The following is a 20,425-nucleotide window of genomic DNA, read 5'->3' on the forward strand; positions in this document are numbered from 1 at the left end:
TAAGCAGTTTCCTTGCCGCTCTTTATCGCTGTGCGCTTTTAAACCAGCGCGCTTTTGATAAAATCATATCCTTTTTCTTCCAGTTCGTATGCCAGTTCTTTTGTTCCTGATTTTACGATCTGCCCGTTGTATAAAACATGCACAAAATCGGGAACAATATAATTCAGCAGGCGCTGATAGTGCGTCACACACAAAACAGCATTCTCGCTATTGCGCAACTTATTCACGCCGTTGGCTACAATACGGATGGCGTCGATATCAAGCCCGGAATCCGTTTCGTCAAGAATCGCCAGCTTAGGCTCCAACATGGCCATCTGGAAAATTTCGTTTCTCTTTTTCTCACCGCCAGAAAAACCTTCGTTCAGGGCGCGGCTCAACATAGCCTGGTCAATTTCTACCAATGCCATTTTTTCTTTCATTTTTTTAAGAAAAGAAACGGCATCTAATTCTTCTTCGCCACGATATTTCCTGATTTCATTTACCGCCGTCTTCATGAAATTAGTTGTGCTCAAACCTGGTATTTCAACAGGATACTGGAAGCTTAAAAAGACACCTTCGCCAGCACGTTCTTCCGGCGCCAGGTCTAAAAGGTCTTTACCCATAAATTCCACAGAACCATCTAACACCTCATAATCTTCCTTTCCCGCAAGAACGGAAGCAAGCGTACTTTTTCCTGAACCATTTGGACCCATGATAGCATGCACTTCACCCGGATTGATTTCCAGATTAATACCTTTTAAAATTTCTTTTCCTTCAATACCTGCTCTCAGGTTTTTTATTTTCAACATTTTATATGCGATTTATTAAATTTTAGTTTAGATTTATGACTGAAAAAGCCCTGTTATTTTCTTATAATTAAAGTTTAGCCAACGCTTCCTTCCAGGCTGATTGCCAAAAGTTTCTGTGCCTCTACTGCAAACTCCATCGGAAGCTGGTTCATTACTTCTTTTGCAAAGCCGTTAATGATCAGCGCGACCGCTGTTTCTGTATCAATACCGCGCTGGTTGCAATAGAAAATCTGGTCCTCACCAATTTTGGAGGTAGTTGCTTCATGTTCTACAATACCTGTATTGTTTTTTACTTCGATATAAGGAAAGGTGTGAGCGCCGCATTTATCGCCCAACAAAAGAGAATCACATTGGGAGAAGTTGCGCGCGTTAGCAGCATTTTTACCAACTCGCACTAGTCCGCGATAACTATTGTTACTGTAACCAGCTGATATACCTTTACTTACGATACGGCTTCTCGTATTTTTGCCGAGGTGAATCATTTTGGTGCCGGTATCGGCCTGTTGGTAATTATTGGTCACCGCTACGGAATAGAATTCTCCATTGGAGTTATCGCCTTGCAGAATTACACTGGGATATTTCCAGGTGATGGAAGATCCGGTTTCTACTTGTGTCCAGCTGATTTTAGAATTATGGCCCTTGCAGATGCCACGCTTGGTCACAAAATTATAAATACCGCCTTTGCCTTCTTTGTCGCCCGGATACCAATTCTGCACCGTGGAGTATTTTACTTCCGCGTTATCTAAAGCAACGATTTCGACAACAGCTGCATGTAATTGATTTTCATCTCTCATAGGCGCTGTACAACCCTCCAGATAACTTACATAGCTATCATCTTCGGCAACAATAAGTGTGCGTTCAAATTGACCCGTATTTTCTGCATTGATGCGGAAATAGGTAGACAGTTCCATGGGGCAGCGAACGCCTTTTGGAATAAAACAAAAGGACCCATCACTGAAAACGGCTGAGTTTAATGCCGAAAAATAATTATCCGTCACCGGAACCACGCTTCCTAAATATTTGCGAACCAGTTCGGGATGTTCCTGTATGGCTTCGCTCATCGAACAAAATATAATACCCTGTTCAGACAGTTGCTTTTTAAAAGAAGTACCAATTGAGACACTATCGATCACCGCGTCTACCGCTACCCCGGTCAGCCGCTTTTGCTCTTCCAGGGAGATGCCCAGCTTTTCAAAAGTTTTCAGCAATTCCGGATCCACTTCGTCCAGACTGTTGGGCTTTACTTTCTGTTTAGGCGCCGAATAATAAATAACATCCTGGTAGTTGATCGGCGGAAAAGTGACATTGGCCCAATTAGGTTCGGCCATTTTCTGCCATTGAGCATAGGCTTTCAACCGCCATTCGAGCATCCATTCGGGCTCATTTTTTTTGGCCGAGATAAAACGGACAATATCTTCGTTTAAACCTTTAGGGGCGGATTCGGATTCTATATCGGTCACAAACCCATATTTGTACTCGCTATTGACATGGCTTTCGATGGGATCGAACTCCGCATCAGCCAATTCGGGCTTTATTAATTGTTCTGCATCAGTATTCATCGTGCAAAGGTAGATTATTTATACTAAAAAGTACAAATGAACCGCGACAGATTTCGATAAATTTTTCTGATAGGCTGATAAGCGGCGTTTATAGTTACGCAGGGGTTGGGCAAATTCCGCTGGCGGTGGTTTTTGTTGGCTTAATAATTGCGTTTCTTCCTTTTTATCAACCGTTTAAATCAAAAAACTATGGGATTTGATCAGTATCACGAACCACCGGAAGAATTATCACAAGAAGTGCGCACTTTTGCCAGGATGATTCAATCGTTGATTGAAGAAGCAGAAGCTATTGACTGGTATGAGCAGCGCATTCATGTAGAAAAAGACAACGAAGCCAAAAAAATTATGAAGCAGGCGCAGAAGGAGGAGTTTATCCATTTTTCTATGGACCTGGAATTCCTGCTTAGAAAAAAAGAAGATTGGCGCACGATAATGAAAAATGTTTTGTTCAAGCCGGGCGACATCGTTGAAAATGGCGAAAAGGCTGAAGACAAAGTAGAGGAATAGGTTTTCTTCCTCTACTTTTATGGGGTTAAGTTTGGATTTAAAGCGCTAGGAAATTTGTTGCAAAATATGTCTTACCTGGCGCGTGTGACGGCGGGTGTGCACCACAATAAAATTGAGCCATTCAAACCTTGTTAGTTGTCCGATTGTCGGAAATTCCATGTCAAGGCAAAGCGCTTCCAGGTCTTTCTCGAGAGCGATGGGCAAAAGCGCTTGCTTGTTTTGTTCGAGCGCCTGAATTAATGCCTCAGTTTCGTGTGGCGGATGGGAAGGCCACAGAGCAGGGTCTGCCTTAGCTTTCAGGTCCATATTTTCAAAAATATCTCTGATAATTATCAGGTTTTCATCAAACGGCCGATTGGCCTGGCTTGTGTTTTGATCGGGAATACCGCTGCTGCTTTTCATCACGTGTTCCGCTACCTGCCCCACCGTCCAGCTGTCCGCAGACGGCGCCGTGTTAAGTTGATCGCTGTTTAGCGCCGAAAGAATTTGTATCAGTTCACCGAATGCGTCGGTGATATCATATGCCAGTTGTTGTTGGATAACCATAACTGTTGAAGATATGAAAAATAGCAATTAGTTGGTGCGCCTCAATCCTGTTTTCAGGATCGATGTTTCGACATTGATGGCCCAGCTGTTTTGATTTTAAAAAAAGCGCTGAATTAGTTCCAGCGCTTTTTTTCTTTTTATAATATTAATTAATAATGCCATCGAACAAAGGCCTCCATGGCGGCATAATGGGTTAAGCCCAGGTCGGCATATATTTTTGCCGTGTCGGCGTTTCTTTCTTCGGCCCGCTGCCAGAATTCACGGTCATCGCTGCCCTGGAATGGTACGCTGTCTTTTTGCGACTGATGAATAAAAATGCCGAAGCGTTTTTTCAATACCTGTGCCGGGCTCATCGGAATAGCCATTTCAATGTCTTCGATATCCCATTCCTGCCATGCTCCTTTATATAACCAAAGCCAGCAATCTTTTACCCAATCGTCGCCATCAGCTTTGATGCGTTGCAAAGCTTTTAAAACAGCGTTGAAACAAACAAGATGCGTGCCATGCGGATCGGCAAAGTCGCCCGCGCAATACACCTGGTGCGGCTTTATTTCGCGTAGCAAATCGATGGTACGTTGAATATCTTCTTCACCCAATGGATTTTTTTCAATAGTGCCGGTTTCGTAAAAAGGCAGGTTTTGAAAATGAATATTTGCCGGATCAATACCAACATAGTTACACGTGGCTTTTGCTTCACCGCGGCGAATCAACCCTTTCAATTCGCGAATGGTTGGCGAATCGACCTGTCCCGGTTTTTTACCTGAAATATAAGCTTTGGCTTCGCTTAAGATTTGTGCAGGAATTTCGGAATTGATTTGTGCAATTTCGTTAAAGCCAACAGCGAAATCCAGGAACCGTGTTACAAATTCGTCGGTAACAGCAATGTTCCCCGAAGTTTGGTAAGCAACGTGAACCTCGTGGCCCTGATCGTGTAACCGCTGGAATGTGCCTCCCATGCTAATGATATCATCGTCAGGATGGGGCGAAAAGATAACGCATCTTTTAGGGTAAGGCGCTGATCTTTCGGGGTGGGCAGGGATCACTGCATTGGGTTTACCGCCAGGCCAGCCGGTGATGCTGTCGCGCAGCATATAATATACTTCAAGATTGATTTCGTAAGCGTCGCCTTTTTCTACCAGAAGATCGCTCAAGCCGTTGTCGTTATAATCTTCATTGGTTAAGCTAAGCACTGTTTTACCAAGTTGCAGCGCCATATTCACTACTGCTTTTTTAATGGTTTTTGGTGTCCATTCACAATCACCTGTAAGCCATGGCGACTTAGAACGTGTTAGCTGAGAAGCCGCTGCTTCGTCAATTACAAACCTCACTTTATCGTGGTTTTGCAGGAAGGAAGCCGGTACGGTTTCCGAATCATCATCTTCCACCGCCTTTTTCACAGCGCCCGCCTTTGCCGGGCCCCACGCCATCAATATAATCTGCTTAGATTTCATGATCGTACTGATGCCCATAGTGATCGCCATGCGCGGCACTTCCGAAATGTTTGCAAATTCGTAGGCGTTGGCCAAGCGGGTGCTGTTGGTAAGATTTACCAATCGGGTTCGGGTGTAAATGCCCGAACCAGGTTCGTTGAAACCAATATGCCCGTTGTTTCCGATACCCAGTATTTGCAGGTCGATGCCGCCGGCGTCCTCAATTTTTTGTTCGTACGCGGCGCATGCAGCTTTAATATCTTCTTTGGCTATTTCGCCGCTGGGAATGTGGATGTTTTCAGGCTTGATATCTACATGGCTGAAAAGATGCGTCTGCATAAACCGGTTATAGCTTTGTGGCGCTTCTTTGCTGATAGGATAGTATTCATCGAGGTTGAAGGTTACGACGTTGCTGAAGCTCAACCCTTCTTCTTTGTGCATGCGAACGAGCTCTGCGTAAAGGGTTTTCGGGCTCGATCCTGTCGCCAGGCCTAAAACACAGTTTTTGCCTTCGGCTTGTTTTTGTTTGATGAGCTCGGCAATGATGGTCGCGATGACGCGCGAGCCTGCCTTAACATCGGGTTGAATGTTTACCGATATTTTTTCAAGACTGTCGATATGACTATTTAGAATTTGCTTCTCCATTGTTTGGCTTTATAAAATTGGTTCTTGGGTTTGCAGTTTATTAAAAGTTTTATTGCTTTCCGTAGTAGTTGGTGCCCCACAAATCATACCGTTGTTTTTGAAACTTAAGACGGTTGCTGAAGTCATTCCAGTTTTTCTGATCCTGTGGCGTCCACAATACTTCGCTAACGGCGGCCACTCTGGGGAAAATCATGTATTCTACCTTCGACGGATTGCTAATATATTCGGTCCAAAGATTTGCCTGGCCACCCTGAACATATTGCTTCTCTTCGTCAGTAAGCGCATCAGGGTAAATTTTCCAGCTATATACTTTTTCGATATCCAGGTAGCCTTTGTTGTTGCTGATCGTAACAGAATCTTCGTGTTTGGCCTGCTGATAATCAATATAAGCATAAGTGGTGGGCGTCATGATCACATTGTGATGTTGTTTGGCTGCTTCAATGCCGCCTTTCTCTCCGCGCCAGCTCATTACCCAGGCGTTGGGGGCGAGGCCTCCTTCCAGAATTTCATCCCAGCCGATAAGTGTTTTACCTTTCGCGTTGAGGTATTTTTCCATGCGCTGCACGAAATAGCTTTGCAGGTAATGTTCAGCTCTGTGGGATTTGTCTGTTTTAATTCCCAGTTCTTTGATCCTTTTCTGGCAGTTGGGGCAATATTCCCAATTGATCTTGGGCGCTTCATCACCGCCGATATGTACTATTTTGGAAGGGAAAAGAGGAAGTACTTCGTCTAACACATCTTGTAAAAACTGAAAAGTAGTTTCTTTTCCTGCGCAAAAAATATCGTCGTAAACGCCCCAGCTTTGCATCACTTGTTTGCCGGCCAGGTCGCCCGCCCAATATTCATCTCTATTATCCCTGATAAAATAATCGTAAGTAGGTTTTTCAGGAAAGCAGCTGAGGTAGGGATAGGCGGCGATCGCTGCGCTACCATGCCCCGGCATTTCGATTTCGGGCACAACTGTTATAAACCTGTCGGCTGCATATTTTACGATTTCTTTCACCTGTTCCTGGGTATAAAAGCCGCCGTATTTTTCATTTGTATTTCCGGTTCCGGGGAAACGGCCAATGATGGTTCCGTTGCGCCAGGCGCCCACTTCCGTAAGTTTAGGATATTTTTTGATTTCAATTCTCCAGCCCTGGTCTTCGGTCAGGTGCCAGTGGAAATAATTCATTTTGTGTAGCGCGATATAATCAATATATCTTTTAACAAAATCCACAGGGAAAAAATGACGTCCCACGTCCAGCATCAGGCCGCGGTATGCGACAGTGGGCGCATCGGTAATGCTAACGGCCGGAACTATTAAAGCGCTCGATTTTTGCGTAGGCAATAATTGAATTAACGTTTGAACGCCGTAGAAAGCGCCGGGCGCGGTGGAACCTTTTATCACCACGCTTTTTTTATCCGCGTTTAAAGTGTAGCCATCATTACCTGTATTTCCGGCAACTATAATAATACCTTTGCTCCCTGATGATTTTACCGGCAACGAGTAGCCGTAGCATTGCTTTAGATAATCATTCAGAAAATTCGCAGATTTTACTTCATCTTTGGACTTCGCAATAATGGGGGTTTTTTTTGAGATCGTAAAGGAGCCGGTTTTTTCGACAACGCTGGTAGGTTTGGGAATAATGTTGACTTTTTGAGCCATCAATAGCTGGCAGCCTAACAGCATTGCGAGCAGCAATGAAAGTGGTTTACGCATAGCAAAGATTGTTTTAAGAAGGAGGCAAGATAAGTATTTTTGCAGACGATCGGGCCGCAAAAGCCGCGCAAACGATTGTCTTTTAAAAAGTTTATATGACAAATAAGCAACTGGTAGAAAAATTCTATGAAGCGTTCACGAGAAAAGATGCTGAAACGATGAATAGTTGTTATGCAGAGGACATCGTATTTAGCGATCCCGTCTTCGGATTTTTGCGTGGCGATGAAGTGCGGGCAATGTGGAAAATGCTTTGCAGCAACGCGAAAGATTTTACGCTTACTTTTGGTGAGATCACCGCAATTGATCACGAATATATTACCTGTAAATGGGTTGCTACTTATACGTTTAGTCAGACCGGACGCAAAGTGATGAACCGGGCAAAGGCTTTTATGCGCATTGCCGATGGCCAGATCATCGAACATAGCGATGGTTTTAAATTGAGTAAGTGGATTGAACAGGCGTTTGGCTTCGCAGGTAAACTGTTGGGATGGACCTATCTAATGAAGCGAAAAGTGCATCGCCGGGCGCGAAAGAATCTCGCCGCTTATATGAATCAGCAGTAGCAAATGGGAAGGGCGGTGGCGGGTGAAATTTTACGCCCCGGCGGTTAGCAAAGCATCTTCCTGAAACGAAAAAAGATCATCATTACTGATGATCTTTTTTGCGGACCGGACGGGATAAGTCACTAGTCCATATTTCACTGATTATCAGTATAGATTTTTTTCTGGTCTACTTTTAGTCTACTTCTAAGAGCTAAATTTCACAAATCATACCACACTTTATAACGCTTAACGTTGACATTATAAAGTTACGCTACTTTTCATTTAACCTTTTTTTAATCGCGCATTTTTTACTGGTTTTAATCGGTTTGTACCACCAGACCGCCTTTATATAAAGTGCAGGAAATAGTCTCTTGGATTGGATTTGATATTTCAGTAAATTTATACTGCTAATCATATTATTACTTTACCTAAAAACACTGAAAGATTATGAAGAAGGTACTTTCTATTTTCGCATTCGAGCGTCCTGTAGATTACAATCACATTTCCAAATCATTTTACAAAACTCATCAACAACGGTTAGATATCCGTGAGACATGGCCGGCCAGGGCTACCCGCCGAATGTTAATAACAGATTATTGGGGCAATGCAACCATCCATTTCTTACTAATATTAGGACTTGCGACGTTCATTACCTCATTTTTTAACAGCCAGCCAAATGTTGCTTATTTCTCAACTTCTGTATTAGCTGCTATTGTCGTAAGCATCCCTTTATTCCCGCTTCTTTATCTGCCCAGTTTTAATCGCGAATTTCTCCCTAATCTGGAAACTGTAATAGCTACCTATCAAAATGAAGAACGGGCCTGGATGGCAAAATGTAAAAAAGATCAGCCTGACAACCGGACATTGCTTTTGCTTTTCTATGTGTTGGACAAAGCTGGCAAGGTAAACTACCTTTCTCCTAATGATAAATGCGCCGTCCTGCTCTCCAGAATCTTTGGGGTAGCTACTAAAAGTATGCGAACCGACCTTGATCTGGTGTTCAAAAAGGAAAAACGTGAAAAGCTGGACCCTCGGGGCCGTGTTGAGGTAGGCAAAAATTTTAATGAGGCCTTTACGATCTTAGAAACAATGCAGTTCTCAGAAGGCATAAAATTGTTAAAGGAATTAGAACAAAAATTCCTGCGACCCTAATTATTGTAAGAAAAGCATCAGAAAAGCACTTTTTAGCTAGAAACAAGTATACTTAGCCCATATTCCACTTTCCATAAAATCACTTTAGCTGATTAAATCAGTTAAAATGAAAAACAATGGAAATGGTGTACAGTCGGCAACACCAATGCTGTTCCCCATTGACCCAGAACAGTTCTGGCAGACATTACGCGCGTTGATACGCGAGGAAATCGGACAGTTAGAAAAACGCCCGCCACCAGCTGCAAGTTATAACACCACTGGGCTAACCTACAAACCGCTCTATAAAATTAGTGAGGTCTGTCATCTATTCCAGGTCACCAAGCCTACTATTTACGATTGGATCAAACATGGAAAGCTAAAGCCCTACAAAATCCGCACGAGGGTATACTTCCTTTGGAACGACATACAGCAATTGTTGCAACCAGATGTTGCTCCACCTTAAGGAATTTAGGCAACACTGCCTGATAATCAACTTTTCAATTCACAAGACAATTCAAAAAGAGGCTTTGTCCACTAATTTGAGTAAATTTGGATGTATCGGAAATGAGCAATAGCGACAATTATAACAAGGAAGTATACCTGGTGCGCTGGAAGCAGCGAAAAAATCATGTTGAAATTTTCGACAACCTGGAAGTTTTTGCTGGCAGCTACCCGAGATATGACCTGTCAGTACTTGAAGATGCCCTTGCTTTCGGAAAAACCGTTTTTGAAGATGAAGCAGTTTTTATCGAAAAAAAAGCGGTTGTGACTGCGCCCAAACCAGACTTCCTGCCCAAGTTTTTTTGGGAGTATAACTATGATCAGATTAACTGGCAGGAAAGCGCAGTATTAATCATACAACGCATTCTTGAGCGGGGATTTGCTGAAGAATGGAAAGAACTTGTTCGCTTTTATGGACAAGTCACCGTTATTAATGCTCTGAAAAACGACATCATTTATTTACCAGATATGTGCATAGATGAAGTCTCTTTATTCTTTAACCTGAATAAAGAAGACATGCTATGTTACAAACACAAACTGTCACTGAAGATACCCTGGTTCTAATCAAGCGGCTAATGGCCGACAGCCAGCTTCAAGATTTTTTATTGGTAGGCGGCACCGCACTTGCTTTAAACATCGGGCATCGTAAGTCTATTGATATAGATTTGTTCTCTCGGCAATCATTTGACTCCAAAGCCCTGGGTGAATGGCTAAGGTCAAGATATGCTGCTCAAGATATAAAGACAGAAACTAACCTGGTTTTCTGTTATATAAATGATATTAAAACAGATATACTTACACATGCTTACCCTGAAATAGAGCCTTGTCAAACCACAGAAGGCATCCGGATGGTATCTCTTGCTGACATTGCGGCAATGAAACTGCACGCCATACATCAGAATGGAAGCCGTTTAAAAGATTTTGTAGATGTTTATTTCTTGTTGGAAAAAATGCCGCTGGAACGAATGTATGCAGCCTATGAAGAAAAATACTCACCAAATGCCAATGCGTATTTTGCCCACCTGGCTTTGCTTGACACCTCGAGAGTGATCTTATCAGAAAAGGTATATCTTTTTAATCATAGGCTTACCTGGGGTGTGATAAAACAGCGATTGCAAGAGGCGCTCGAATTTACTCAAAAGATCTTCCCAGCCATGAAGCAAAATCGTTTCCGGAACGATCCTCCTGAAAAGAAAAGAGGCTTCCGTATGTAGCCTCGATTCGGGATTGTTATCGCCATTAATACCCGGCCGTTCCCTTTTTTTAATAATAAAATCACCAAAAATATGACAAGTAATAACTGGGAAACTGTTAAGCAAATCGATCTTTTGGACTACCTGGCTTCCCTGGGCCATTACCCGGACAAAAAAATGAGCCGCAATCAACAGTATTGGTATCTGTCACCGCTGCCCGGTAGAAATGAAAATACGCCATCTTTTAAGGTGGATCGGCAAAAAAATCTGTGGTATGATCATGCCATTGGCAAAGGTGGTAGTGTTATAGACCTGTGTATGCTGTATCACGGTTGCAGTATACCGGAGGCATTGAGCAAATTAGAACAATTTCTTTCTTTTCACCGGGGCTCCCTACAGGCCTTTCCACTGTTCAGCGCTACGCCATCTCCCGATGAAAAGAAAAAGATCAAGATTGTGACAACCGGCCCTATACAGTCCCCTGCACTTATCAGTTATCTGGAACAGCGAAAAATACCGCTCCCCATAGCGAAGAGCTATTGCAAGGAAGTACAGTATGAACTGGGGAGCAAAATATTTTATGCTATTGGCTTTCCCAATAGCGCTGGTGGCTATGAACTAAGGAATGCCCATTTTAAGGGCAGTGCTGCACCTAAAGACATTACTTTTTTTGACAATAGCAAAAAGGATCTTTATGTATTTGAGGGCTTCTTTAATTTTTTGTCGTTTGCGGTAATCCGCCCTCAAACCAGTTCAGGGTTCACAAACTGCCTGGTACTTAATTCCCTTGCCTTTTTTCAAAGAAGCCGGTCCCTGATGGAGCGCCATAATAAAATATTCCTGTTCTTGGACAGAGATCTGTCCGGCAGGCAAAACACACAAAGAGCACTTTCCTGGAATCAGGAAATGGGATCGGCAAAATATACGGATGCAAGCGATCTATACAAACCCCGCGACGACCTGAATGCCTGGCTGATAGCCGGAGCCGGACAGCAGGAACAACAACGACAGACAAGAGGCCGGGGATTTTGATTTTATTCCTTTACCCAACATGAATTTTATAATCAAAAAATTTAAAAATGCAGCAATTTCAATTTAATATCCAGGCCAAGGGTGGCGCTGGCAAATCAATGCTCACATATCTGCAAGCCTTAAAAGAGCAAAGTAATGACCGGTCTTATTTTGTAGATTTTGATAGTTCTGTAAAATCCAGCCTTCAACAGCTACGGTTTCTCCAAGGAAAAACGCCCTCCCGGTTTGCAACAATGAGCCTGCTAGACAGCCGGGAGAAACTGGATCGCCAGCTATTGTTTGAAAATTTATACGAACTGTCACAAAAGGATTATGACTGTTTTTACTTAGACTTTGGCGCTCCGGAGAGCGATCAACTACCATCCTTGTTTTATAAAGATTATACTATTGAAGAATTTAAAGACGTGCAGGATGAATTGAATGCTCAATTTATTTTCAATGTCGTTATTGCCGGCGGCAGCGCCTATGAACCTTGCACGCATTACCTCCAAAAAATCGTTTTACTGAATAGAGGTTTTTTTGGAGTGAACCTGTATATCAATGAAAGCAGTTTTGCGGGAACGCCGGGCCTTATTAAAGAGTTGATGGCTTTTGGGGCAGCGAAAGAAAACAATGTAAGCGCTGTTAAATTATATGGAGACTTTGATATCACCACAGCTCCGCACCGGAGCATTCTGCAGAAGATCAGCGAAGGCAAAGGAATGGAAGCTTTCCAGTTTATTGAAAAGATAAAAATGCTGAAAGAATTATCAAAAATTTGATCATGCCAGAGTCCAGGATTGATTTAAAGAAACTCCGGTTGCAGATCGCACTTAAGTATGGCGTTGAGCTGGATGAAACTGCCCTTACTATTCTTGTTGTTCTGCTCCTGGAAATGAAAGGCCAGTTTGTAGTGATGAATAAAACACAGGGGGAAATAATAACGGAAGTGCAGCAATCAAACAAAGCGTTACAGGTAGACCCGAATCATCCCCGGTGGCAGGCATTTTGGCACGGCATGGGCCAGTGGGGATTGGGCCTTTGCCTAGCGGTAATAGCGGCAACGCTTGTTTACTTCACTAGCCTGAACAACGATAAAAAGCAATTGGAAACCCAGCAAGCTCTTATTTGGTACAAGGAGCATTACGAAGCAGCGCAAAAGGTAATCAACAAGGCGGGTGCTGGCACCATCGAAAAGAAATCCAGAAAGCGAATTAAATAGCTAAAGGTATGTACAAAGAGTTTATAAGAAAAGATTTGCTGGATAATGGGTATGGTGTGTACCGGAAAATACTGGAAATATACCGGGAACAAATGGAGTTCCTGGAAACGCCCGCCCGCTTTCGCCGGTGGCTTGCAGGGGAACTAGACGTTCCCCTGGAGAAAATAAATCTGAGTAGCCTTAACTCTGCGCTGCAACAACAGCGGAAGAAGGATAAGGAGAAAATGCAAAGCAGCTCAATAACGGCTCAGGTGGAACCTGTAAATAATAAAGCGGAGACATTTCCTTTTTCAAAACCCAGTTCAGCCGACAAAAAACAGCCAAGGATCAATGAACTATAAAAGGCCCATAGATAAACGTAGTTCAATTTCCTTTCACAGTATATAAGCGTTGATGCACCAGCAATAAGTCTGAATAGGCTTCAACACATTTAATTAAGATCATTCGCGTTTAGTCCTACGGATCTAAGCCTGTTTGATCCAATTATGAATAATGATTTTTCGGGAGCCAGCTATGTTCTCGTGGGCTCGTAACCTCGCCCACTTCGAACAGCTGGCCCATTCATGCCGCTTTGGGGCGGCATTCATGGGGGCGCAAAGCGCGGTTATCACCTTCTAAAATTAATATTATATGAATACACCTAATGAAAAAAGCAAAGGCGGTAGGCCAAAGAAATCAGTTAAGCGCAGCTACCGTTTGCGGGTGGCTTGTACCGCACTGGAACTGGAAATAATTGAAGCAAAAGCGAAACAAGTACAGCTCACTGTTTCAGAATTTTTACGGGAGGCGGCTTTTAACAGTCATATTGAAACCCGGCAGAAAACGTTGCCCAAAGAGGTTTTAGAGTTCACCGGGCAGTTGAATCACCTTGCGGCCAATGCCAATTCACTGGCCTATAAAAACAATGCCGCCCAGGCGTTTAATGCTTTTGAGCGCACAGAATTAAGGCAACTGGCTGAACAGGTAAAAGAACTGGCTCAAAATATTAAAAACAAATTGACATGATTGGTAAGGTAATTACTGGAAAAGGATTTAATGGATGCATCGGCTATTGCCTTGAAGACAAAAAAATGAAGGAAGATCCAGATCAGGCCATTATGGAAAACCGGGCAGAGATTTTACTCTTCAATAAATGTTTTGGTAACAGGAAAGAACTGGCGCAGCAGTTCCAGGAAGTGCGAAAACTCAATCCCAAACAATCCAAGCCGGTGTTTCATTTGGTATTGAGTATGGCTCCCGGAGAGCACGTACCGGGGCCTCAACTCATCCAGATTGCCCAGGATTGTGCAAAGGAATTTGGTTTTGCTGACAACCAATTTATAGCAGTAGAACATAAGGACACCCAGCATCAGCATATTCATATTGTGGCCAACCGGATTGGTTATAGCGGCAAAACCAATGTGTCGGACAGCAACAGTTATAAGCGCATGGCGGAGTTCTGCAGGAAAATGGAACAAAAATTTAAGCTGCAACAGGTATTAAGCCCCCGGCGTTTTTTATCAAAAGACCAGCAACTACTACCCAGGAATGACCAGCGAAGGGATCATATTAAAGTCCGTTTACGCCAAATATTACATTCATCAAAAACAATGGCAAGCTTTCAGCAGAAAGTAAGGGAGCAAGGTTTTGAAATTATTAAAGGTCGGGGTATTTCTTTTATTGATAAAGACGGCGTTAAAATAAAAGGCAGCGATATGGAGCTTTCTTTAAGCACCATTGAGAAAATATTGCAGAAAAAACAAACTCAATACATCACTCAGGGCCGGCCAGAAGGAAGGAAAGAAAGCCCGGAAAACGGGCGCTCAAGTATCTGGCGACTTACCGTGCCTTTTTCACCATACAAGAGAAATCCGCAGGAAAGCGATTTTATTAGCGCATTTATACAATCAATAAAACATGCAGCAGAAAATACAGCCGATCTGGTAGCCGATTTATATAAAGTACAATATCCATCACCAAAGGACTATGCTACATCACAAATAGAGCGGGAATACTACCGGAATATTAGAAAAAAGAAAAAAAGGGGCTACCGGCTATAGGCCTATTACATTATAAAACAAGCCAGAGGGGCTTCAATCTAAAGCCAGGAAAATACAGAAAGCAACGAGCCATTGATGAAGATTCATATTATACTGAGAGTGTGTGCGAAGAATAACAGCACTATTCTTCGCGTTTTTTGCGTATAAAAATTGCTAATGCGGAGAATATTTGATATATTCGTTGCACAAAATGCGTAGAATGTATATCTATCAATTGATCCAATGGCCTCATTTTCAATGGAACATAGGAGAAATAGCTTCCGTGCTGGCAGGCGTACGCCATAAACAGGGCCGGCTATTGGGGCGAATGGAAAACCTGGGGTTTAACTTGCGGGAGGAAGCTACTCTGCAAACCCTTACATTAGATGTGCTCAAATCCAGTGAAATAGAGGGTGAAGTATTAGATGCCGAACAGGTGCGCTCTTCTGTAGCCCGGCGTTTGGGAATGGATATAGCCGGTTTAGTTCCTGCCGATCGTAACGTGGAGGGCGTTGTTGAAATGATGCTGGATGCTACCCAGCAATATCAGGAGTTACTTACTGAAGACCGGCTTTTTGGCTGGCAAGCATCTTTGTTCCCGGCAGGGCGCAGTGGTATGCACCGGATCGTAACCGGCCAATGGCGGGATAACCTGCCTGATGATCCCATGCAGGTTGTATCCGGCCCTATGGGGCGGGAGACGGTGCATTTCCAGGCACCGGATGCAGACCAGATTCCGGCTGAAATGAAAGCATTCCTGGATTGGTTTAATGCTCCGGATAAAACAGACCCGGTATTAAGGGCAGCTATTGCCCATTTATGGTTTGTGACGATACACCCGTTTGATGATGGTAATGGCCGTATTGCCCGGGCTATAACGGATATGCAGCTGGCCCGAGCAGATGAAACGCGGCAGCGATTTTACAGCATGTCTACCCAAATCCGGGCTGAACGTAAAGCCTATTATGATATACTGGAGGCAACCCAAAAAGGCCGGATGGATATAACCCCATGGATCCATTGGTTCCTGGGCTGCTTGGAACGATCCATAGAGGCAGCAGACACTACGTTAGCCGGGGTAATGAAGAAGGCAACCTTTTGGAAACAGCCGGCCACGCATACTTTAAACGACCGGCAAAAGCTGATGCTGAATAAATTGCTGGATGGATTTACCGGTAAGCTCACCTCCTCCAAATGGGCAAAAATTGCCAAAACCTCACAAGACACGGCTATACGGGATATCCAGGACCTGATAAACCGGCAACTGTTGGTGAAAGAGCCAGCAGGTGGCAGAAGCACCAGCTACCTGTTAAATGATGCTTTGTTTTAAAAGAACCGTTTTTTGTTCAAGTGGTGGAATCAAAAGTTTTAACGACCTGTGTAGAACTTACTTATCTGCTTTTAATAAAACTAAGTATTTTAGCACTACAAACTGCTTAAGTACAGGTATATGAAAAAAGACTAAACTCGTGGCACTGACAATTTCAATATTATCATTACTTATTTCGGCGTTAACATTTTGGTTGACTCGGATGTGGAAAGGGCAATTAAAAATGACCCGCCCTACGATTATTTGTTTAGTAGGCAAAAATGGTAATGATGAACCGAAAGTCTTTCTAAGAACATTGCTTTATTGCACTTCTGATAAGGGGCAGTATATTCAAAATATGTTCATTCGTATTCATGCGAACCAAGCCGTTTATGATCTTAATGTTTGGGCCTATGGTGATAGCGGATTGGTTCGAGGTAGTGGTTTGTTTGTCAGCAAAACGGGAGTATCAATCTATCATCATTTTTTGCTTTCCAAAAATGAACAATGGCGCCCGACTCCTGGGGCGTATAAGCTAGAAGTATATGCAGAAAATTCTGGTAACGTGATTAAAAAGCTATTTGAATATGAGTTAACGGTTACCATAGAACAGATAGCTGCATTGGGAAATGGCAAAGTGATATATTTTGATTGGGCACCTAATTGGGGCAAGTATATGTCCTCAATTGATAGTGGAGTAACAAAGCAGCGTTCCCAAGCGATCTGAGTAAATTTTATTAATTAAATTTTGAAGTCTTTATATGACAGAATATGATTTTTTAGTTTTATCGCCGCACGAATTTGAAAACCTTTCAAGAGATTTATTACAAAAGAAATTATCAGTTTTTATCGAAAGTTTTACAACTGGGAGGGATAATGGTATTGATTTAAGATTTGCTGAAGAGAAGAATGAAAATACAATAATCCAGGCTAAGAGATATAAAGATTATACTTCACTCCTTAATAATTTGAAGAAGGAAGTTGACAAGGTAAAAAAGCTTTCTCCAAATAAGTATATGATAACAACCAGTGTGGGTTTAACTCCCATAAACAAAGACGCTATTAAGAAGTTGTTTCATCCTTTTATCCAAGACAGTTCTGATATTTTTGGAAAAGATGACTTAAACAATCTCTTATCAGTATATGGTGACATCGAGTTGAAATACTACAAACTTTGGCTGTCTAGTACAAATATTTTAGAAAAAGTCTTACACAGTAAAATATACAACCAGTCGGCGTTTGAGCTTGAAGAAATCAAAGAGCAAGTAAAGCTTTATGTGCAAAACGAAAGTTTTAATAAGTCTCTTAACATTCTCAAAAACAACAGATATGTTATTGTTTCAGGCATTCCGGGAATTGGGAAAACAACATTGTCAAGAATTTTAATTCTATACTTATTATCTAACGGATTTGATGAATTTGTATATCTCAACCAATCTATTGATGACGGCTATGAATTTTTCGCCGATGGCAAAAAGCAGGTTTTCTTTTTTGACGATTTCCTGGGTAAAAACTTCTTCGAGAAAAAACATGGAGTTAATGAGGATAGCAAAATTGTAAAGTTTATTCAAAAAATCAAAAGATCGCCAGATAAAGTACTGATTTTAGCCACTAGGGAATATATATTGAACCAGGCAAAAAATGTATTTGAATCATTTAAAATTGTTGATATAGAAATTGCCAAATGTGTCCTTGATCTATCTTCCTATACTAATCTTATAAAGGCGCAAATAATATACAACCATTTGTACTTTGCCAATGTTCCCGTTGGGCATTTAGAAGATTTGGTCGTTGAGTGTCTTAGCCCCCTAAAAGGCTGGACTAAAATTGTAAATTAATTTAGTCACAGTAAATTTAGGAATTATGACGAAAACAAGACGACAGTTTACGCCTGAGGAGAAGTACAGCATCCTTCAGGAAGCAGAGCGGGAAGGGACAACCGAGGTAGCCCGTAAGTACAACTTAGCTCATTCAGTACTTAGTTACTGGAGGAAAAAGTATCTGGCCAAAGGCAAAGACGGTTTAAAGGCCAGTTATAAGAAGGTTGATCCACAGCTCAGAGCTTTGGAGGAAGAGAACGAACGGTTAAAGCGGCTGATAGCTAAACAGGCCATTGAGCTGGAGTTTAAAACCGAGCTTTTAAAAAAAAGCGATGCCCATTATCAGAAACTAAGGAAATGATCGTTGAGTACAAAAGCAAGGTCGGCGTGAATGCTCTTTGCCAGTGGGCATCAGTAGCCAGGAGCAGTCTGTATTATCATGCTCATCCTGGTCCAAGAGGGATCAGGCCGAGTACGCACACGATGATAGGTAATTGCGGCCTGGTAGAAAATAGCCTGGTCGTAGACCAGATGCGTGCTATTCTTTCGATGGACTATTGCGTGTATGGTTACCGGAAGATGACCGAAGAGCTGCGTGATCTGGAGTACACGATCAATCCTAAGAAGGTGTATCGTCTAATGAAGGAAAGCCATTTATTATGCGGCAAGCGTATAAAAGTTCAAGGTAAACGCAAATGGGTGGAGCATCGCCGAATTGAGGCAAAACATCCTATGGAATATCTGTGTCTGGATATCAAATACATCTGGGTTCAGGGCGAAGGCCGCTGGTATTACCAGTTAGCCATAATGGATGTGTTCAGCCGCAGGATCCTGTGCTGGATTTTTCAGCGAAGCGTCCGCCAAACAGATGTAATTGCACTGATGCGATGGCTGGACCTTCGTTTTGGCTTAAAGGGGGTCATCATCCGCAATGACAATGGTTCACAGTTCATCGCCCATAAGGTTCGCGAAGCATTACGGTCGATGGAAGCAAAACAGGAATTTACACACGTGGCCACGCCTGAGGAAAATGCCTATATCGAGGCCTTTCACTCCATCGAGCAGCATGAGTTGATCGAGCGGCATTCTTTTGCAAGCTTCTACGACGCCAAGCAGCACATTGAAAAATATATGCACTGGTACAACCGAAGACGCAAACATGGCGCTATAGGCTTCATTACACCAATGCAAAAATGGGCACAGGGCTTATCCCGGACAGCTGTTAAGGCACTAATGAAGCAAGGGGCGATGTGCTTGTCAAGGCCGGACAGCATGGCTATGAGCGCTGAGTCCGCTTTGTATAGCCTTGACAAGTGCAGCGAACCGGCTTATCTTTGCCTGGACGGTGACCGGGATAACGATGAATTAGTAGCAAACCATTTTGAAAAATCAGTCCAGTTTATAAGGGGTTAAGACACTTTCAGGCTACTTCAAAAGTCCTATTGCTCGGCAAGGTATGATGCAGATTTTGAGGTTGGATATGCACAGCTGGAAATCGTGAGGCAGAAAGTGAGTCGGGCGATACAGGAATTAAAAGAGATTAGCTCTCTTATATTTAAAGAGGCAGGTCGCTTTCCGCGGCTAAATATAGTTTAAAATGGATTTTGATTTTACGATTATTGCGCCTTATATCGTGCTGTTACAGTCAAATTTTGCCGTAAACAAAAATTTGTTTTCTCCAAAAGAGAATTTTAAGTAGCTTTTCAAAGCAGTTTGTTTAACTAAAATCAAATGTTTAATCCCGAGGCACTAATTCAATATGGCGGGTTACTACTTGTTTGCCTTGCAATTTATGGGCAGGTAGGCCTTTTTTTCTGTTTCTTTCTTCCAAGTGGAGGGCTTCTTTTTATGGCAGGCGTATTGATTGCTACCAATGTGCTGGACCATAGCTTTTTTACGCTGTGCAGCTTAGGAATTTTAGCTTCGCTAATGGGAAATATTACGGGTTATATTGTCGGTTATAAGACAGGGACTGTTTTATATCGCAGGGAAGATTCAGCTTTTTTTAAAAAGCAGTATTTAACAAAAGCGGAAAACTTTTATAAAAGATATGGCGGCATGGCGTTGATTGTTGGTGCATTTCTTCCTTTGATTCGCACTTTCACTCCCATTGTTGCGGGCATCATTCAACAAAAATTCAGCCGTTTTTTGTTATTTGCCTTTATTGGTTCTGTAGGATGGATACTTTGTTTTTCAATTGCCGGTTATGTAATAGGAACCATGCCCTTTTTACGCCCTTACCTTAATTATGTAGTGATGGCAATTATTGTGCTGGTTACGGTGCCTGTTGTAATTAAAATTATACGAAGATTCAAAAAGGAAAAACAATCTCCTGATGCAGGTATTTAATCTTCTTTTTGTAAAGGGAACCATATTGAAGCAACTCCATCTGATATCTTCCAACTTTATACCTGATTTCCTTTTTTGAGTCCAGGTAATCCGGCAATATATTTTTTTTGTTGTAGTATGTTATTAATAGCGTATCTTCAGCAACGCAATAG

Annotated in this window: 23 protein-coding genes; 18 read left to right on the forward strand and 5 right to left on the reverse strand. The window is 42.5% G+C overall.

The annotated features are described in order from the left end of the window. Nucleotides 1-38: 38 nt before the first annotated feature. Both sufC and sufB read right to left on the reverse strand, forming a co-directional pair. Nucleotides 39-788: a Fe-S cluster assembly ATPase SufC gene (gene sufC / locus ABDK00_RS07450; protein WP_346239536.1), complete on the reverse strand. Its 750-nt coding sequence runs from the start codon at nucleotides 786-788 to the stop codon at nucleotides 39-41. A gap of 74 nt (nucleotides 789-862) precedes the next feature. Further along, nucleotides 863-2,347 (reverse strand): Fe-S cluster assembly protein SufB, encoded by a 1,485-nt coding sequence (gene sufB / locus ABDK00_RS07455; protein WP_346239537.1) that lies wholly within the window; start codon nucleotides 2,345-2,347, stop codon nucleotides 863-865. A 189-nt stretch (nucleotides 2,348-2,536) separates the two neighbouring features. Here sufB and ABDK00_RS07460 point away from each other — a divergent pair, with 189 nt between their 5' ends. Then, the gene (locus tag ABDK00_RS07460; RefSeq protein WP_346239538.1) at nucleotides 2,537-2,854 is read left to right on the forward strand and encodes a hypothetical protein; all 318 of its coding nucleotides are present in this window, start codon (nucleotides 2,537-2,539) and stop codon (nucleotides 2,852-2,854) included. A 45-nt stretch (nucleotides 2,855-2,899) separates the two neighbouring features. Here ABDK00_RS07460 and ABDK00_RS07465 read toward each other — a convergent pair whose 3' ends face one another. The 3 genes from ABDK00_RS07465 to ABDK00_RS07475 form a co-directional block, all read right to left on the reverse strand. Beyond that, nucleotides 2,900-3,400 carry a DinB family protein gene (locus tag ABDK00_RS07465; protein WP_346239539.1) on the reverse strand — a complete coding sequence of 167 codons (501 nt, stop codon included), beginning with the start codon at nucleotides 3,398-3,400 and terminating at the stop codon, nucleotides 2,900-2,902. A 149-nt stretch (nucleotides 3,401-3,549) separates the two neighbouring features. Then, nucleotides 3,550-5,475 carry a glucosamine-6-phosphate deaminase gene (gene nagB, locus ABDK00_RS07470; protein WP_346239540.1) on the reverse strand — a complete coding sequence of 642 codons (1,926 nt, stop codon included), beginning with the start codon at nucleotides 5,473-5,475 and terminating at the stop codon, nucleotides 3,550-3,552. Nucleotides 5,476-5,524: 49 nt separating this feature from the next. Then, nucleotides 5,525-7,177, reverse strand: coding sequence for a beta-N-acetylhexosaminidase (locus tag ABDK00_RS07475; RefSeq protein ID WP_346239541.1), 1,653 nt, complete (start codon nucleotides 7,175-7,177; stop codon nucleotides 5,525-5,527). A gap of 95 nt (nucleotides 7,178-7,272) precedes the next feature. Here ABDK00_RS07475 and ABDK00_RS07480 point away from each other — a divergent pair, with 95 nt between their 5' ends. The 17 genes from ABDK00_RS07480 to ABDK00_RS07560 all read left to right on the forward strand — a co-directional run bounded on the left by ABDK00_RS07480 (nucleotide 7,273) and on the right by ABDK00_RS07560 (nucleotide 20,273). Next, on the forward strand, nucleotides 7,273-7,740 hold the full coding sequence (locus tag ABDK00_RS07480) for a nuclear transport factor 2 family protein (protein ID WP_346239542.1): 468 nt from the start codon (nucleotides 7,273-7,275) through the stop codon (nucleotides 7,738-7,740). Between the two features lie 426 nt (nucleotides 7,741-8,166). After that, the gene (locus ABDK00_RS07485) at nucleotides 8,167-8,871 is read left to right on the forward strand and encodes a hypothetical protein (protein WP_346239543.1); all 705 of its coding nucleotides are present in this window, start codon (nucleotides 8,167-8,169) and stop codon (nucleotides 8,869-8,871) included. Between the two features lie 106 nt (nucleotides 8,872-8,977). Continuing rightward, nucleotides 8,978-9,313, forward strand: coding sequence for a helix-turn-helix domain-containing protein (locus ABDK00_RS07490; RefSeq protein ID WP_346239544.1), 336 nt, complete (start codon nucleotides 8,978-8,980; stop codon nucleotides 9,311-9,313). A 101-nt stretch (nucleotides 9,314-9,414) separates the two neighbouring features. Further along, a complete protein-coding gene (locus ABDK00_RS07495; RefSeq protein WP_428400431.1) occupies nucleotides 9,415-9,915 on the forward strand; it encodes a DUF6922 domain-containing protein in 501 nt (166 codons plus the stop codon). Next, nucleotides 9,873-10,565 carry a nucleotidyl transferase AbiEii/AbiGii toxin family protein gene (locus ABDK00_RS07500; RefSeq protein ID WP_346239546.1) on the forward strand — a complete coding sequence of 231 codons (693 nt, stop codon included), beginning with the start codon at nucleotides 9,873-9,875 and terminating at the stop codon, nucleotides 10,563-10,565. Before ABDK00_RS07495 ends, ABDK00_RS07500 begins: the two co-directional genes overlap by 43 nt. 72 nt (nucleotides 10,566-10,637) lie before the next feature. Beyond that, complete coding sequence (locus ABDK00_RS07505; protein ID WP_346239547.1) at nucleotides 10,638-11,576, forward strand: toprim domain-containing protein; 939 nt, start codon at nucleotides 10,638-10,640, stop codon at nucleotides 11,574-11,576. Nucleotides 11,577-11,623: 47 nt separating this feature from the next. Then, nucleotides 11,624-12,337, forward strand: a complete 714-nt coding sequence (locus ABDK00_RS07510) for a hypothetical protein (protein ID WP_346239548.1) — start codon at nucleotides 11,624-11,626, stop codon at nucleotides 12,335-12,337. Nucleotides 12,338-12,339: 2 nt separating this feature from the next. Next, nucleotides 12,340-12,777, forward strand: a complete 438-nt coding sequence (locus ABDK00_RS07515) for a hypothetical protein (RefSeq protein ID WP_346239550.1) — start codon at nucleotides 12,340-12,342, stop codon at nucleotides 12,775-12,777. A gap of 8 nt (nucleotides 12,778-12,785) precedes the next feature. Next, complete coding sequence (locus ABDK00_RS07520) at nucleotides 12,786-13,118, forward strand: hypothetical protein (RefSeq protein ID WP_346239551.1); 333 nt, start codon at nucleotides 12,786-12,788, stop codon at nucleotides 13,116-13,118. 289 nt (nucleotides 13,119-13,407) lie between these two features. Beyond that, nucleotides 13,408-13,782: a plasmid mobilization protein gene (locus ABDK00_RS07525; protein WP_346239552.1), complete on the forward strand. Its 375-nt coding sequence runs from the start codon at nucleotides 13,408-13,410 to the stop codon at nucleotides 13,780-13,782. Next, entirely contained in the window at nucleotides 13,779-14,816 is a 1,038-nt protein-coding gene (locus tag ABDK00_RS07530) for a relaxase/mobilization nuclease domain-containing protein (protein WP_346239553.1), read from the forward strand. The genes ABDK00_RS07525 and ABDK00_RS07530 overlap by 4 nt, the downstream gene beginning before the upstream one ends. A 199-nt stretch (nucleotides 14,817-15,015) precedes the next feature. Further along, complete coding sequence (locus ABDK00_RS07535) at nucleotides 15,016-16,125, forward strand: Fic family protein (RefSeq protein ID WP_346239554.1); 1,110 nt, start codon at nucleotides 15,016-15,018, stop codon at nucleotides 16,123-16,125. 139 nt (nucleotides 16,126-16,264) lie between these two features. After that, nucleotides 16,265-16,831: a hypothetical protein gene (locus ABDK00_RS07540; protein ID WP_346239555.1), complete on the forward strand. Its 567-nt coding sequence runs from the start codon at nucleotides 16,265-16,267 to the stop codon at nucleotides 16,829-16,831. Between the two features lie 34 nt (nucleotides 16,832-16,865). Further along, nucleotides 16,866-17,942, forward strand: coding sequence for a restriction endonuclease (locus tag ABDK00_RS07545; protein ID WP_346239557.1), 1,077 nt, complete (start codon nucleotides 16,866-16,868; stop codon nucleotides 17,940-17,942). Nucleotides 17,943-17,967: 25 nt separating this feature from the next. Then, complete coding sequence (locus tag ABDK00_RS07550) at nucleotides 17,968-18,285, forward strand: transposase (RefSeq protein ID WP_346239625.1); 318 nt, start codon at nucleotides 17,968-17,970, stop codon at nucleotides 18,283-18,285. Continuing rightward, on the forward strand, nucleotides 18,282-19,337 hold the full coding sequence (locus ABDK00_RS07555) for an IS3 family transposase (protein ID WP_428400320.1): 1,056 nt from the start codon (nucleotides 18,282-18,284) through the stop codon (nucleotides 19,335-19,337). Before ABDK00_RS07550 ends, ABDK00_RS07555 begins: the two co-directional genes overlap by 4 nt. A 318-nt stretch (nucleotides 19,338-19,655) precedes the next feature. Then, on the forward strand, nucleotides 19,656-20,273 hold the full coding sequence (locus ABDK00_RS07560) for a DedA family protein (RefSeq protein ID WP_346238659.1): 618 nt from the start codon (nucleotides 19,656-19,658) through the stop codon (nucleotides 20,271-20,273). The last annotated feature ends 152 nt before the right edge of the window (nucleotides 20,274-20,425 follow it).

Origin of the sequence: Niabella insulisoli, assembly GCF_039652435.2 — a bacterium.
Classification (GTDB): domain Bacteria; phylum Bacteroidota; class Bacteroidia; order Chitinophagales; family Chitinophagaceae; genus Niabella; species Niabella insulamsoli.